This is a genomic window from Bacteroides rodentium JCM 16496, from assembly GCF_000614125.1.
Taxonomy (GTDB): domain Bacteria; phylum Bacteroidota; class Bacteroidia; order Bacteroidales; family Bacteroidaceae; genus Bacteroides; species Bacteroides rodentium.
The window spans coordinates 43015-59400 of record NZ_BAKJ01000006.1 but is presented as its reverse complement, the minus strand read 5'-3'; the positions used below and the strand labels follow the sequence as shown (position 1 = coordinate 59400).

6 protein-coding genes and 6 pseudogenes are annotated in these 16386 nt (G+C 51.7%); 4 read left to right on the top strand and 8 right to left on the bottom strand.

Annotation, left to right across the window (positions count from 1 at the left end; all coding sequences use genetic code 11):
• Nucleotides 1–34: 34 nt before the first annotated feature.
• The 8 genes and pseudogenes from JCM16496_RS04125 to JCM16496_RS04090 form a co-directional block, all read right to left on the bottom strand.
• A pseudogene (locus tag JCM16496_RS04125) lies at nt 35–2040 on the bottom strand (glycoside hydrolase family 127 protein).
• A gap of 116 nt (nt 2041–2156) precedes the next feature.
• A pseudogene (locus JCM16496_RS04120) lies at nt 2157–4696 on the bottom strand (alpha-L-arabinofuranosidase family protein).
• Nucleotides 4697–4924: 228 nt separating this feature from the next.
• Nucleotides 4925–6870: pseudogene (locus JCM16496_RS04115) on the bottom strand (glycoside hydrolase family 97 protein).
• A 28-nt stretch (nt 6871–6898) separates the two neighbouring features.
• A pseudogene (locus tag JCM16496_RS04110) lies at nt 6899–7930 on the bottom strand (glycoside hydrolase family 43 protein); the annotation flags it as partial.
• 140 nt (nt 7931–8070) lie between these two features.
• A pseudogene (locus tag JCM16496_RS04105) lies at nt 8071–9197 on the bottom strand (glycoside hydrolase family 88/105 protein).
• Nucleotides 9198–9214: 17 nt separating this feature from the next.
• Nucleotides 9215–10545, bottom strand: a pseudogene (locus tag JCM16496_RS04100) (alpha-l-rhamnosidase).
• Entirely contained in the window at nt 10538–11791 is a 1254-nt protein-coding gene (locus tag JCM16496_RS04095; protein WP_025832490.1) for a DUF2264 domain-containing protein, read from the bottom strand. The pseudogene JCM16496_RS04100 and the gene JCM16496_RS04095 overlap by 8 nt, the downstream one beginning before the upstream one ends.
• Nucleotides 11792–11896: 105 nt before the next feature.
• Nucleotides 11897–12781 (bottom strand): glycoside hydrolase family 16 protein, encoded by an 885-nt coding sequence (locus JCM16496_RS04090; protein WP_025832489.1) that lies wholly within the window; start codon nt 12779–12781, stop codon nt 11897–11899.
• A gap of 666 nt (nt 12782–13447) precedes the next feature.
• On the opposite strand from JCM16496_RS04090, the gene hemW reads away from it, so the two are divergent.
• From hemW to JCM16496_RS04070, 4 genes are all read left to right on the top strand, one after another.
• Complete coding sequence (gene hemW / locus JCM16496_RS04080) at nt 13448–14578, top strand: radical SAM family heme chaperone HemW (RefSeq protein WP_025832487.1); 1131 nt, start codon at nt 13448–13450, stop codon at nt 14576–14578.
• Nucleotides 14579–14598: 20 nt separating this feature from the next.
• The gene (locus tag JCM16496_RS04075) at nt 14599–15144 is read left to right on the top strand and encodes an RNA polymerase sigma-70 factor (protein ID WP_025832485.1); all 546 of its coding nucleotides are present in this window, start codon (nt 14599–14601) and stop codon (nt 15142–15144) included.
• 364 nt (nt 15145–15508) lie between these two features.
• Nucleotides 15509–15676 carry a hypothetical protein gene (locus JCM16496_RS22635; protein ID WP_159102434.1) on the top strand — a complete coding sequence of 56 codons (168 nt, stop codon included), beginning with the start codon at nt 15509–15511 and terminating at the stop codon, nt 15674–15676.
• Between the two features lie 186 nt (nt 15677–15862).
• Nucleotides 15863–16375 carry a DUF4974 domain-containing protein gene (locus tag JCM16496_RS04070; protein ID WP_128809442.1) on the top strand — a complete coding sequence of 171 codons (513 nt, stop codon included), beginning with the start codon at nt 15863–15865 and terminating at the stop codon, nt 16373–16375.
• Nucleotides 16376–16386: the final 11 nt, after the last annotated feature.

Genomic DNA, 16386 nt, shown 5'->3' with positions numbered 1-16386 from the left:
AAAATAATAAAATCCTTAGATGCAGATACATCGTTTATTCCTGCAGTTCTGCCGAAGCGGCTCCCACTTCTATCGGCAACCACACTTCCATCCGGCCTTCACCACGATGCGCCCAAGCATAATAAGGAATCAACGTCAACTTCACATCCTTCGCGGCAAGGCGGCCCGTGGCATCATAGCTCAAGGCTTGCGCACGGGTGGTAATTTCGTTGATACCGCCAAGCAGGTCGGGGCGCTCCACCAGTTGGAACTTCGGATGCCGGTTCAGCAGCAGGGTGGAGATATTGAAATCATTGTCCGGCCACTCGGCGCAATACACCAGCGGACCACGCTCTATGGCCACACGGCCACGGTCGGCGGCAACCTTGTCATTGGCTTTCACCACACGCGGCTGCATATCAAAATGAATCTCTACCACATCCCCTTTCTTCCAGCGGCGGTCGATGCCGAGGTAACCGTTCTGCAGTTCGCCCCGTACCTCCTGACCGTTGACAGACACGCGGTAGGCAAGCTCCTGCCCGTCGGCATACGAATACAAGTCACCCGGCAGCACACTGCCGCGTACCCAGCCCGGAATACGGACATTCATGACGAACGGCTGGTTGCCCTTTGCCACTGTCAAGCGGATATCACCGTTCCAGGGATAAGAGGTCTCCTGCTCCAGCACCACGTTCTTCCCGTTCACCTTCAGCTCGGCCCGGTTGGAGAGGAACAGATTGACATACACCTTGTCATCCTTCACCGCATAGACATAGCCCGGCAGCGAAGGATGAAGCGACTGATGTTGCTGGGGCAGCAGGCGCAACCGAACCACGGCTGGCGCGTAATCGTGTGGTCGGCATTGAAACGGTACTTGCCGTCGCAAGCCAGTGGATTGGGGTAGAAGAAGCGTCCGCCGTCCAGCGAAACGCCGGAAATCAGACCGTTGTAGAGCGAACGCTCCAGCACGTCGAAGTATTTGGCATCACCGTGCAGCAGGAACAGACGGTAGTTGGTATAGACATTGCCGATGGCGGCGCACGTCTCGTTATAGGCCGTCAGGTTGGGCAGCTCATAGTTGTCGCCGAAGGCCTCGCCTGCATGACGGGCTCCCACACCGCCGGTAATGTATATCTTCTTGTTCACGATGTTCTCCCAGATGCGGTCGATGGCATGGATATAGGATGTGTCTCCCGTAATGGCAGCCACGTCGGCCATGCCCGAGTACATGTACTCCGCACGCACGGCATGTCCCACGGCTTCATCCTGCTCCAGCACGGGCTTGTGTGCCTGGCTGTAGGCATCCTTGCGGCCGGTCGTTCCGCGGGCATCGAGGAAAAACTTCGCCTGGTCCAGGTACTTGCGGTCGCCCGTCACCGTATAGAGTTTCACCAGCGCCATCTCGGCAATCTGGTGTCCCGGCACGAGGCGCTTCTGCTCCGGCCCTTCACCGATATTGCGGCAGACACAATCGGCATAGCGGATGGCAATGTCGAGGAAGTTGCGCTTACCCGTAGCCTGGTAGTGGGCCACAGCACCCTCTACCATGTGTCCCAAGTTGTAGAACTCATGGCTCAGCACCTCCACCTTGCTCCAGCGCTCCGGCCCCGACCATTCGTGCGGATGCTTCGGATTCATCGTGCGGGCAGTATAGAGGTACCCATCCGGCTCCTGGGCGGCGGCTACGATTACGAGCACACTGTCTATGTAACGTTCCAGCTTCTTGTCGGGATAAGTCTGGAGCGAGTAGCTCGCGCCTTCGATGGTCTTGTAGACGTCTGTGTCGTCAAAAGACAGACCGCCCACCTTGTAGTCCTCGCTGGGATGCGCCGCCTTCACGAAGTTCTCATAGCGCCCCGTCTCCTCGCATTTGCTGAAGGCCAGCGGAATGGTTACCTCGCGGCTCGCCTTCAAGCGTTGTCCCCAGAAGCCATCGGTCACCTTGACCGAAGTGAAAGGCACCGGGTCGATGGGATAACCCGAGTGCAAAGTCTGCTGCTTTTGTGCCGATACATTGCCGGCTATGGCTACAACAAATGCCAATGTCAATAATTGCTTCATATCTTTCAAGGTATTGAGTTATTATGTTTTCAGGCACGAATTACACGGATTCTCAATTTCAACACAGCGCCACAAAAGCACAGAGTTTTCAATCTCTAATCCCTAATCCTTTATCCTTATTTTCCCTTATTCTGATGGATGCGTATCACCGTAAACGAATAGGCGGGCAGGACGTAAGGAAACTCCGCGCCGCCGATGTCGAAGGCGGAAGTCACGGAACGTGCCTGCTTGTCCTTCGGGTCACCCGTCAGCAGCGTCTTCACCGCCGAGGGGTTCTGCAAGTCGATGCCCTTCAGCTTCACTGTAGAGGAAACCTCCACCGGAAGCAGATTCACCAGCTTCACGATATGGTCGCCCGTGGCCTCATCCTTCACCACCGACACGCCGATGCGTTTGCGGACAGCCTCCTGCCCGTTGCTCAGCGCCACGTGCGAGGTGATATAGTGCGTACCCGCATTCCGGCCATACATCTGCTGCGTGTAGTAGCCCACGGTGGGTTTCACCTCCGTATTATTGAAATAAATCAAGTCGGGATTCCACTGCGTATGGCCTTCCTTCGCCAGCAGCGGGGCGTACGAGGTCATCTCCACCACATCGGCATTACGTTCCACCGAAGTCAGATAGAGGCTTCTGCCAGTGCTGTCTCTATGTTGTTGGGACGTCCGGGCAGGTGGGCGGCATATTCGCCCAGATAGACCTTGGACTTGGTGCGGTCGTAGCGGTCGTAATAGTCCTGGTTGTGAATCATCCAACCCGGGTCTACGTAATAGTGTTCGTCCACCATGGGCACACCCAGTTCCGTGGCAAGCCGCCAGCCCTCCGCATAGTCCGTACCTTCGTAAAAGGGACCTACGGTGCCGACAACCGTAATTTCGGGATGCTTCTCCCTGACAGCCTTGTATATCATGGCAAAGCGCTCTTCGAAAACTTCGGTAATCATGTCCTCGTTGCCTATGCCGATGTACTTCAGGTTGAAAGGCTTGGGATGACCTGCCTCGGCACGCTTCCTCCCCCACACGGTGCGGCGCGCATCGCCATTGGCATACTCTATCAGGTCCAGCACATCCTGAATGTAGGCCGGCATATCCTCCATCGGGATGCCTCCCTGCTGGCCGTAGCGCATCAGTTCCGCATTGGCACCCTGCGGACAGTTGTCGGCATAGTGCGAGTGTGTGCCCGAGTTCTGGCACGGCACGCCCGCTGCCAATACCGGCAGAGGTTCGGCACCCATATCTTCGCAGAAGCGAAAGTACTCGAAGTAGCCCAGTCCGCGTGTCTGATGATAGCCCCACAGATTGCGCAACGGCTTGCGGGCTTCGAGCGGTCCGATAGAACCTTTCCAGTCATAGATATTATCGATGCCGTCGCCATGAGCCACGCAGCCGCCGGGGAAGCGGACGAAGCGCGGATGCAAGTCGGCAAGCGTCTGTGCCAGGTCGGCACGCAAGCCGTTCTTATGGCCCTTGAATGTATTTTGCGGGAAAAGGGAAATCATATCAAGATGCAGTGTCCCCACCGTCTGCGGCTGAAGCGAGAGCACGGCGGCACGCACATCGGCGTTTGCCGTCAGCACCGTCTGCTGTTTCTTCCACTCTTTGGAGGACACATTGACGGAAGAGCGGGCAATCTCACGGCCCGTCTGGTCGAGCAGGCAAACAACCACCTCGCCTCCCTTGCTGCCCGGTGCCACACGGGCGAAGAGAGAGAAATCGTACTTCTCCCCTTTCTTCAGGCTGATACCGTCGAAACCGTCGTTCTGCAATGCCACTCCGGGACGCGCCTCCAATACGGCATAATGAGGGTTATTGGGATGAATGGGGTCGGCAGTGGCAATGGTTACGGCAGCCGCAGCATCGCCCTCTTTCACCGCCCAGGCATATGTGCCGTCCCAACCTTGGTGTGAACCGTCCTTGGACGAATACTCGAAGTCGCGGTTCTGTACCAGCTCGGCATACAGTCCTCCATCCGCAGCATAGTTGATGTCTTCGAAGAAGATACCTATCAAGTGCTTGCTGATGGGTTTTGCACATTCCGTCTCCACCTCGATAGTCGCCTCCACCGGTTTCAGTCCGGCAAAACGAACGAGGTCTTGCTCGGTACGTTCGGCGTGAAGTGCCTGGCGGTACTTCTTATGCTCTGCAAAGGAGATGATGCGCTGCACCGTGGCATACGGCACACGCTGCGTCCAGCCCTGCTGCATGGCACCGTTCAGCAGAACCTCCTTCCGCACGGTGGGATAGACCTCCACTGGCTGATATTCGGCAAGGCGGGAACGGTCAAAGTATTTCTGCGCTTTCCATTGCAGCAAGTCGGGAGACTCGACGTAGGCAAGGGAGTTTCCACTTTCCGTCAGTTCCCAGATGCAGTGCCAGCGGTCGTCGGCACGGGTCTGCATCAAGTGCGGTTTCAGCATCCGCTTCATTTGCCCCCAGGGACCAAAGTCCGAGTTGACAAAGGAGTTGCCGTCTGCCACGCTGAACCACCGGTTGCCATCGGGACTCCAGGCAAGTTTCAGACCGCCACTACCGTCGACATGGGAGTAGGAAAAGAGGTAGACTGAATCGGGTTCGTTCGCCACACCGTTCGTTATAGCCTGCAAAGGAACGGTCAGTGTCAAGAACAGACACAAGGACAATAATTTCAAAAATCCATTCATGGTATTAAGTTGGTATTAATAATTTACATTTAAAGTCAAAACGGAGCTAAGTTCCATACTTAGGGTATCTCAGTCGTATACTTAGGGTACCTCTGTCGTATACTTAGGGTACATCTGTCGTATACTGAGAGTACCCTTTTATATACACCTTGATAATCAAGTGTTTACAAACAAGCACGCTTTTGGTAATATATTTCTACAAAGCATACTGCCTGCCATCGAATTTGCTCACTTCACGATTACCGCCCCTCCATGCGGCTGAACCGTGAGTTGCAGAGAGCCGTCAGTCTTTATTTTCTGTAGCTTTAATTGGGGCTGCATCTTCTTGTCATCACTATACAGAGACACCTCTTGTCCTGCCAGCATAGGAAGGTCAAGCTTCAGTTTCAACGGTTCCGCCGTTGCATTGGCAGCGGCTATGTACACGTGTTTCCATGACGGCGGGCAAGAACAATATATCTCCCCGGATAGCCGTCAATAAAACGGGTCTCGTCCCAAGTAGTGGACACTTGTTTCATAAAGTCGAGACAGATTTGCGGAGCATCCGTCAGGTTATTAGGTGCCAAGGCGAAGTTCTGGATAGGATTTTGGAACAGCACTGCCGTTGCCAGCTGAAAGATGTCCGTGGTGCGGCGAATAGTTCCGCCATCGTTGCCGCGGTTCAGACGCTTGTTCAGGAACACACCGCCAAACTCCATGCATCCCACAGCATTGCGGATGAAAGGGTGCAGCGTGGCATTGAACGCCTCGTTGTCACAGAAGTGCTGGTCGAAAACCAGATTCTCGGAAGCCAGCACCGCCTCGCTGCCTACATAATTGGGATACATCCGTTCCCAGCCGCGAGGCAAGGTACAGCCGTGGAAAATAACCATCAGACCGTGGTCGTCGGCATCGCTCAGAATCTCCTCGTACAAACGCAGGGTCTCCTGCTTGTCACCGCCGAAAAAGTCTACCTTAATACCCTTCACACCCAGGCTTTGCAACCAGCGCATCTCCTGCTTGCGGGCAATGGAGTTATCCATCCGGTTGACGGGACTCTGCTCTATATCGTTCCAGTAACCACTGGAGCTATACCACAAGAATACCTCCACACCCTTGCTACGGGCATACTTGATAAACTGTTCCATGCGGTCGCGACCGATGTTGTTGTCCCACCAGTTGTCAATCAATACATATTCGTATCCCATGGCAGCCGCCAAGTCAACATAGCGCACCTGGTCGTCGTAGTTGATGCTGCCGTCCTGCCAGAGAATCCAGCTCCAGGTGCCACGGCCCGGCTTATAATCATGGGTGGTGGTATAGCGTGGTTCCACTACATCCCAGGGGACGGTGGTTTCCACAATCGGCTTCAAGGTTTCGCCCACCGTCACAGTACGCCACGGCGTGGAGCCCGGCAGGGAAAAGGCAGGCGATACCGTTCCGTTACCGTTATTCTCTTCCGGCATGGGGAAAGCAATGCGATACACGCCGTTGTCCCAATCGCTCAAACGCGAGCCACAATAACGGCTGTCCACTCCGGTTTCACTGAGCAGTACCCAGCCGTCATCCCCCACCTTGAACAAGCAGGGAAATGTATATCCGTGTCCATAGCCCGAACGCTCATTCATCGGGGCATCTGCCTTATATTCTTCTTCGTAACTGGGTTTGGTACGCTTCCACCCTATCATGGCGTCGCTCTGCGGACAAAGGAAAGTGGTGGTCTGCGACGGGAAGCGGAAGCCGGTCCGTTCGCTGTTCACCGTGACGCTTCCTTTTCCCTGCTCCCTCGGCAGGGTGTAACGGAAGGCCACATCATTGTTGCTGACACGGAAAGTTATCTGCACATTCTTCCCCTCACCGTTGACGAATGAACAAAGCAATTCGTTTGCCCGGTAATGGATGCGCGAAGCTTTGATTCGGGATTGTTCATAAACCGTATCGAGAGCTGTGACTTTATGTTCCTTCAACTGCAATCCTCTATAGAAATCACCCACATTTGTCTCCATCCCCAGGGGAGAAGATTCCAGCATTTGCTTTCCATTGTAGGTGACTGCGTAAGACACTTCGCCATTGGCTGACGGGCAGGATACCGTAAGCTGCAATTTTCCATCCGGACCATTGACAGATACACTCTGTGCTGCCAGCGGACCTGAGAGGGCAAACAACCAAACCAGTAATTTCAATCTATTCTTCATGGTATTAAATTATTATGTTACATCATTAAATCAAAGGGACGGCATGGGAACCCGGCAATACGGAATTATTGGACAATGCGCCCAGCTCTGCCGGCTTGCCCCATTCATCGGTAATGCGCAACAGCTCATTGCGGGTAATGGGAATAATGGTCCCATGGCGGGGATGGAAGTTCATCTTCACCTCGCTGTCTATTACCTTAAAATTCTTCAAGTCAGTGGTTTCCGTAAACTGATAGCTTCCTTTCATATAGACGTCGTACATCAGGATATATTTATCCTGCCCTATCAGCTTGAAAGTGCCCGCACCCTCTACGGCTTCCTTAGTCTGTTGCTTGTAATCGGGCTCTTCCGTCCATTCCCCGGAGGTCAGAGAACGGGTGGTGGCCACCTTTATGCCGTTTCCATGCCCTTCCGTCTTATAGAAAAGGTGGAAAACACCATCTTTATAGACAATGTCTCCATCGATGCACGATTTCCCGTTCTCCGGCAGAAACAATGGCTTGGGCTCTCCCTCCAAATCTGTAAACTCCGCATTGGCATAAGCATAATATATGACATCGGCTCCATCGCCATGCAGCATGGACCAATACACCATGTACTTTCCCGCCTCCGGGTCGTAGATAGTCTGCGGAGCCCATACACGCTTCAAATCCTCCTGACCGGAATAACGTTTCTGTATATTGATAATGGAGTGGGACCAGTTGACCAAGTCGGTAGATTTCAGCAAAACCATGGCACGGTTGGAACTCCATCCATTGGCCGAAACCATATCTGTCACTACCATATAGAAAGTCTTGCCATCCTCGCAACGGAGGATATGCGGGTCGCGGACTCCCCCGGTGGAGCTGATGACTTTCGAGTCGATTACCGGTTCATTATCATTCAATGCCCAATAGGTATAACCGTCCATGCTTACAGCATAGCGCACAGCTTCTTCATCGCCACTATTCCCGGTGAAATAAGTGAACAAATAAGCTACATAATCTTTTTCGGGAAAGGATTTTTGCCAGGAATATCCCGGAAGTGCAAACAACGACAATAACATTGCCGCCAAAACCATTCGGAAAGTATTTTTCATCCGTACAATCATAATCTTTTTATATTAAACCTTTTAACTGGTGTAAAATTAACACTATATACATTATAATACAAAGAAAGTGTATATGTTGTGTAACATATACACTTATTTAATCTCTCCAATCAGTCGGCATTCAAAAAACGCACCATCTCACAAGCTGCCAGTAGAAATGCCCCTACCCAAAGTTGGCAGTAGAGTTGGCATCTACCACTTGTCCGGGAATGGCTTTCTCGCCAATCGGCTGTACATACCCTATGCGGCCATCGGGCTGCAAGGCTACAGTAGTCAGATAATTCCACGCCTTCATCACTACGGGGCGATAAGCAGCCTTGTCCAGCAAGCCATTGTTCATCCCCCACAACAGACCATAGGTAAAGAAAGCAGTACCGCTGGTTTCAGGACCGGGAGCATGCTCAGGGTCGAGCATGCTGCGTGTCCAGTAGCCTTCCGGCTGCTGGCAGGCAGCCACGGATTTGGCCATCGTCTGGAAGCGGTCTATGTACTCCTGGCGGTATTGGTCTGTTTCGGGCAGGTCTTTCAGTACCTTTGCCAAGGCAGCCAGCACCCAACCGTCGCCACGCGCCCAGAAGTCTTTCTTACCATTCACACTTTTATGTTTTGGATAAATATATTTGCCGTCGCGATAGTATAGGCCTTCCTCCGCATCGTACATGATGCTGTTGGCATAGGTCCAGTATTCATGCAGTTTCTCCAGATATAACGGATTGCCGGTCAGCTTGTACATCTTTGTCATAACGGGCATTACCATGTAAAGTCCGTCCGCCCACCACCAATAATCGTCCTTGTCCGTACTCATCTGGTATTCCATCACTTCGCGTGCACGGGCTATCTTCCCGGAATCCGGCTTCACGGCATACAAATCCGCATAAGTCTGGAAACAAATCTGGTAATCACCGAAAAGCACATAGTCATCACTCTCCCCATAGCTGTACTTCCACTCTTCCTTGTTGTCGCTCTTCGCGCCTTTCCATTCATTATGTTCTGCCCACGCCTCGGAATAGGCATAGCATTCCGGATTGCCGGTCAGGAAGAACACCTCCATGTTTCCCGTATGATAGGCGGCATTGTCCCAGAAAGAGCGCCCATGTTGCGGATGGGTCTCCTGCCAATAGTTGTTCACCCGATTGACAATCTCAATCACTTCTTCCGGTTTCGGTTGCCGGGCGGTGCATGAGGACACTCCCCAGCAAAAAGCCAAACCCAATAAAAATAAGCATGTCGTTTTCATATACTAATACTGTTCTTTTATCTTATCACTTCCAATACATATACCGGTTGCGGTGCAAACTCCACAACCCGCTCTCCGTCCCCTTGCTTGGCATGCTGCACAAACAGATGCAGCCGCTTCCTGCTCTTCCATAATTCCGTGTCGTGAGACGGTTCCCAGGCATCGACAGCGAAATCGGTCAAATCGCTGATGCTCCACTTACTGTTTGCCACATCCGTAGCATGTGCCAAGGAGACTTTGCTCCCCCGTTCTTCATCCCTGAATACATAAAATATCTCCCCGCCATCTACTACGATACGCGGACGAGCTATCGGAATCATCTTCGTGCCTCCACCTTTCAGAGAAAACGGAGTGGTACGCTCGGATACCTGGCGGCTGTGCCACATCTGCCCGTCATGCCAGACAATCCGGTATTGCGGGACGTCACTGTCCGGGTCGCGCCAATAGGAAGCAATGTACGGATTGCCGCCTGCATCGGCACTCATGCTGGTCTGGTTTATCAGTTCCGAATTCTGAGGAATGCGGCAGGCATACTCTGCATTACCCAGACGGATGGGCAAATCATATTTCTTGCCATTTGCCTTATACCATGTTACGCCATTGTCAAAGGAACGGGCGTAGCATAGGTCGTGGTTGGTCTCCACATGCCAAGTCTCGCGCCAGACCCACGACAGATGAATGGTTCCAAGCTCATCTACATATAGCTGCCAGTAAGCATTGCGCTTGTTCTCGCCATCAATCAGCACATCCTGCACACGGCTCCATTTCTTCTCCTTCAAGGAATAGCGGTTCATCACCAGGTTGCCCCGGCCGGAAGAACCGGAACGGTATGCAAACAGCAGGTCGCCTCCGGACAGCAGATAAAACTCCGGATAGGTTACATTGCCTTCGTCCACGCCCGTCATGGGCTCCTTCTCACCCAATTCCAGCGAATGGGGTGCAATGCTGCGACAGTAGTTCAAGGGCTGTCCGTGATGGTCGAAGGCTACATGAATATACCCGTCACCGTCCAGCATCATGCTGATGACGTTATGGGCATCCTTCACATTCCCTTTATACTGTGTGCGGTGCAGTGTCCACTGTCCGGCATGGAGGTTCCGTTTTCCAAGAGTCAGGAACCTTCCGCATCATAGTAACTGATGTATTGCTCGTCACCTTGCGTCACCAGCGAATTATTACGGAATACGGCGGTGTTGACGGAAGTCTGGCTGTATCCTTTCCCCACTTCCACCAGATGCATTTCGGGAAGGACACCGGCAGCACCCTGCGCACAGAGTGCCACCGGAAATCCACCAATCCCCCAAACAATTAATATAAATACTATAAAAAATGAATCAGTCTTACTCATAATAGGCATGGTCTTTGGGGAATTCTTCACCACCCCACGCCTTTTTCGAGGTCCATGCCTGCGGAGCATCTGTCCAGAACGGATGGTCGGCGGGTAAGCCCAGGGGCAAGAATGCCAGGGAAGCCATGTAAAGGCTGCCGTTGTTAGTATACCAGTCGGAGATATGAGGCTGGGAACCATTGAATCCCAATGTCAGAAAACCTTTCTCGTTGAAGTTCCGGTTGTCACCGAACATACGGTTGATGACAGCCGTCATGGCAGCACGTACCTGTCCGTTCGACAATTCCTTGGGCAACCATCCACGCCATGCCAACAAAGCCAATGGCTGGAGGGTACCGGTGCGGTAGGTAATGGAACGCCCGAATACGGGGAAGGCCCCCTCGGGAGAGATGAAACGTTCCAGAATCATGCCGAAACGCTGCATGCGCTTCTGGGCACGCTGGAAATTGCAATCCGGCGCATTCCATATCTTATTTTTTCCACTGTTCGTAAAGACTTCCAGACACTCCACATACATGGGATGGAGCACGAAGCTGTTGTAATAGTCAAAGGCAAATCCCGGTCCGTCGCTATAGAAGCCGTCACCTACATACCACTCTTCCACCTTGCGCAGAGCGGAGACAATACGGTAAGCATCACTCTTGGCACCTGCCTTGCGCAGAAAGCATTCTACCGTAGACGAGAACAGCAGCCAGTTGGTATAAGGAGGGTCCACACGGCGCAACTGGGTGAACTCTTCAATATAACGCCGTTTAGTCAAACTATCCAGAGGCACCCACAAAGCATCGTATCCTCGCAGGAAACTTTCAGCAACATAAGCGGCATCGACCAGCGGCTGCCCCTCTTTCCGCCAAAGCAGGTAATCCAGGCTTTCAGGGTCTACCGCCTGCGCATAACTTTTCAATGCCCACTCGCGGAGCTGCCTGCGCTGCTTGCCTTCGGCAGTGTCATCGTCCGGCAAAGAGAGCCAGGGCGCCAACCCCGCCATCAGACGGCCGAAGCATTCCATATAAGTCACCCGTTTGTCGCGTCCATCCCAAGTGGGGCTAAGCTCCACCTGCATATTTTCCTGGAGCTTCCCTTCACTCATATTGCTCAGTACCGGAGCAGCCATTTGATACAACACCCCGGCCCAAAGTTCGCGGTCTGTCACTTCCTTCTCTTTTTTCTTCTTGGCAGCCATTTCCTGAGCGGGCAGCAATAAAACTGCCACCAGCAGCAGCCATAAGTAGTTACTTTTTCTCATGATATTATTTAAGTTTGTTTTTCAATACTGCAAAATTACTCTATTCCCGGTAATTTCGGGGGCACTATTGTTTCAAAAAGGGGTAAATATCGGTCATTAGATACTCTAAAGAGCAGAATCCCCCGAAGAATTCCGCTGATAAACACGGACGTAATCAATCTCATACCTCATTGGCATTTCCTTATCATCAATCATACCGCCGTTGAGTCCTCCGACAGCAAGATTCAACAAAAGATATTGTGGCCTGCGAAAAGGGTTTGTACCGGAGCCGATACTGCCGTTCACCGTTTCACTCAACGGGATTTCATTCAGCAGTTCATCGTCCAGATAAAGTTTAATGGCAGTTTCATCCCAATCCATACGCCAGATATGGAATTTATCCGCCCACTCCGGGTCACGGTCTGTAAAGTGAGTAAAAGGAATCTTCCTGCTGTTCCACACGGCATCATACGACCGGTCGTTTCCCCAACAAGCATTAGCCAGAATATGGGGAATGCCGTTTATGCGATAATATTCCATCACATCAATCTCACCACACGAAGGCCATTCCATTCCAGTGCCTAGCAGCCAGATGGCAGGCCATGCACCGCCACCTACCGGAATCCGGGCACGGACTTCAAAGCGTCCATACAAGAACTCCTTCTTTCCGGCTGTTGTAACGGAGGAGGAAGTGTATTCTACAAATTCACGTCTTTTACGCCAATCCTGACTACCCGGCTTGTATAAAGGATTTCTGCGTCCTTCCTCTTTCCGTGCCTCGATAATCAATTTTCCTCCCTTGCAACAAGCATTGTCCGATTGATACCACTGGGCCTCTTCATTACGGGCAAAGCCATTCTCATAGTTCCAGGCGGCTGTGTCCAGGCGACCGTTCCGATCGAATTCATCACTCCACACCAATTTCCATTCTTGGGCAGAAACAAGCACCGGGCTTCCCCATCCCAAAAGTATGGATACAAGCAGTTTTTTATAAAATCGTTTCAGTACCATAAGTTACTCTTTTATGACATTTTAAAATAATATTCCATCGTTGCAAATATATCCCATTAAAAGCAACTCCATATACTACAAATAATTCAAAATAGGTGAATTATCAGTCATAAATTAAAAAGCAAGTGCCGAAACAGCCCGTCGGCAGAAGCAAATCTGCTCCCTACCAGCTCCCTACCAGGTCCCTCTGTATAGACAGGGAGATGACAGGGTTTTGGCAAGGAGCGGACAGGACGGAATCTGAAAAACAGAATAAAATGAAGCCGGTGCATACATCTGTTCAATTCATCGGATAGTTGCCTGATTTTTTGTTGTTGTTTTTATCTTTCACCTCTTTCACCTTTCACCCGGATTACAGTGTTCTTTGTCTGGAATTTTCACGACGCACGCCTTTAGCCGACCGGCATAGAGGTTGGGTGGATTAGGAATATTCTAAAAAGATCCTATACACCAATTACACCCGCAATTGCATTATAGTCGAACAGAATTGGTTTGCGAAAAAATACGGAGTAACTTACTTCTCCTCCTCCGGGGAGGGGAAGTAAGATACTCTCTCTATTCGCTTTTTTTTTCGCAAATCATTTCTGTTCTACTATAAATGTCCTGAAAACCGGCGTATTCTCCTGCCAAAAGACTATTTTTGCAACAAATATCCAGAAGCATACCATGGCAGGCATCTATATCCATATACCTTTTTGCAAGACACGCTGCATCTATTGCGATTTCTATTCCACCACTCGCAGCGAATTGAAGCAGCAGTACATCCGTGCCTTGTGCACTGAACTGAAAACCCGCAAGGGCTATCTGAAGGGAGAACCGATAGAGACCATCTACTTGGGTGGAGGAACTCCCTCACAGCTTGCTCACGAAGATTTCGAGCAAATATTCCGGACTATCAAAGAGGTGTATGGAACAGAACACGCCGAAGAAATCACCCTCGAGGCCAATCCCGACGACCTGACGGAAGAATATGTGTCCATGCTGCGCACCCTCCCCTTCAACCGCATAAGCATGGGGATACAGACATTCGACGACCCCACCCTGAAACTATTGAACCGCCGGCACAGTGCCGCGCAAGCCATCGCAGCCGTACACCGCCTCCGCCAAGCCGGCTTCCGGAATATCAGCATCGACCTTATCTATGGACTGCCGGGTGAAACAGACCAACGGTGGGAACGCGACCTGCAACAAGCCGTCGGCCTTGATGTAGAGCATATCTCCGCTTATCATCTGACTTACGAAAAAGGCACCCGCATCTACGAAATGCTGCAAAACCACCGTATCAGCGAAGTAGATGAAGAGAGTAGCGTGCGCTTCTTCTCGGCGCTCATGGACACCCTGGGAGCCGCAGGGTATGAGCATTATGAAATATCCAACTTCTGCAAGCCCGGCATGTACTCACGCCACAACACTGCTTACTGGAAAGGCATCCCGTATTTGGGCTGCGGTCCTTCCGCCCACTCCTTCAATGCGGAGACAAGGGAATGGAACACAGCTTCTCTGGAAGGATACATAAAGTCCATGGAAGAGGGACAGCGTTCCTCGGAAACAGAAATCCTGGATAAAGTGACCCGTTACAATGAATACATCATGACTTCCCTGCGTACCATGTGGGGAGTCTCCCTGACATATACGGAAGAAGCCTTCGGCACAGAGTTGCGCCAATATTGCACGAAGATGGCAGCCCCCTACCTCCAAAGCCACAGACTGGAGATGCAGGCAGACCGCCTACGCCTGACCCGGGAAGGCATCTTTGTTTCGGACGGCATAATAAGCGACCTGATGTTCATTGAATAACAACAAAACCGGGAGACTGCATGACCGAACAAGAAATCAGACGCTACTTGCGCCAAATGAAGGAAGAAGACTCGGAACGGGCTTTCCACAGTTTCTACAATCTGTGCTACGACCGTCTGTTCCGCATTGCCTGCTATTTCGTAAAGCACGAGGAGTGGGCGCAGGAGATTGTGCTCGACGTCTTCATGAAGCTTTGGGAACAACGCGCCCGGCTGCCGGAAGTGAACAATATAGAGGATTACTGCTTTATCCTTACCAAAAACGCCTCACTCAACTATCTGGAGAAGGAGAACCGACAACCGGTATGGGCTTCGGAACAGCTGCCCGAACCCTCTGCACAGAACGATTCTCCCGAAGAGGTGCTTATCAGCGAAGAACTGTTTGCCCGCTATGTCAAAGCACTGGACCGCCTTCCGGAGCGCTGCCGCGAAGTCTTCATCCGCCTGCGCGAAGAGAAACAGAGCTATGCACAAGTGGCGGAAGAGCTGAATATCAGCACAAAAACGGTAGATGCGCAACTGCAAAAGGCACTGACAAGGCTCAAAGAAGCGTTGCTGACGGAATGAACCGCCCCCTCTCTTAGAGCCTCTCCTGAAGTGCAGCTTCAGACTGTCTGTCCTAAGTTTGGGGATATGTATCCCGAGCCTTGGTTTTTCTATCCCAAGGCTTGGGATAGAAAAAACAAGGCTGAGGAAAACCCTCCATCCATATACCGGGAAACTTTATCCTTAATACTCAGCATGTTTTTTATTAATACTTTACCTGTTGGCAGAATTAAATCATGCGCGAAACCTAAAAAATGAGACATCTTACCACCCGCTCCTTACCTGGTCTGTACTTGGTCCGTACATATAGATACGGAGATAGCACCGGACAGACAGGGAGCAGGTAGGGAGCGGACTGATATTCTTATAGTAGAACAGAAATGATTTGCGAAAAGAGAAGCGAATAGAGAGAGTATCTTACTTCCCCTCCTCCGGAGGAGGGGTGCCCAACGGGCGGGGTGGTAGGGAGCATAAAGCAGTGAAAAGCAGTACAGTGTGTATCGCTACCACCTCCCCCTACGGGTACTCCTCCTCCCCGGAGGAGGAGAAGTAAGTTACTCCGTATTTTTCGCAAACCAATTTTGTTTGACTATAAAACCTGGGATGTCATTCATAAACGGGCGTCCACCCATCATTAACATTCTTTTACCATACCTTCGTAGGGAGTTCCTGAAAAGCAGCTGTCTTTATCAGCAGAAAAAGAGTGATTGGCTCTTTAAGATATAGCTAAAAAGAAAAGATGAAGATAAACAACGAAAACTTCGACAAAGTACTGGACAGGCTGGTTGCCTCCACCCGCTCGCCGCGCGGACGCTTTGCGGCAGATGAGAGCTGGAAACTGCTGGAAAGCCGCCTGCACAAACGCCGCCACAGCATGAAGCGCCTCTGGATGCGTGCCGCAAGCGCCGCCGCCGTAGTGTTGCTATGCGTCACGAGCTGGGCGGCATATCACTACCTATATGTGGCGCCGCAACGGAAAGCCATGCCCACAGAAGATGTGCGCACCATCGAAGAAGCGGCAGTGACCCACAGCGTAATGACATTTGAGCAACAACCCTTGCAGGAAATCGCCCGTCGGCTGGAAGAAACGTTCCATACCGAGATACGTATCGAGGGAGACAGCCTGAAGGCATACCGCATGACGGCAACCTTCCGCGAAGGGGAGAGTCTTACAGAAATCCTCGACCTGCTGCGCGATGCCGGAGGCTTCGACTATAAGAAAGAGAACAACATCATTATGCTTTACCACTAAACTTAACTGAC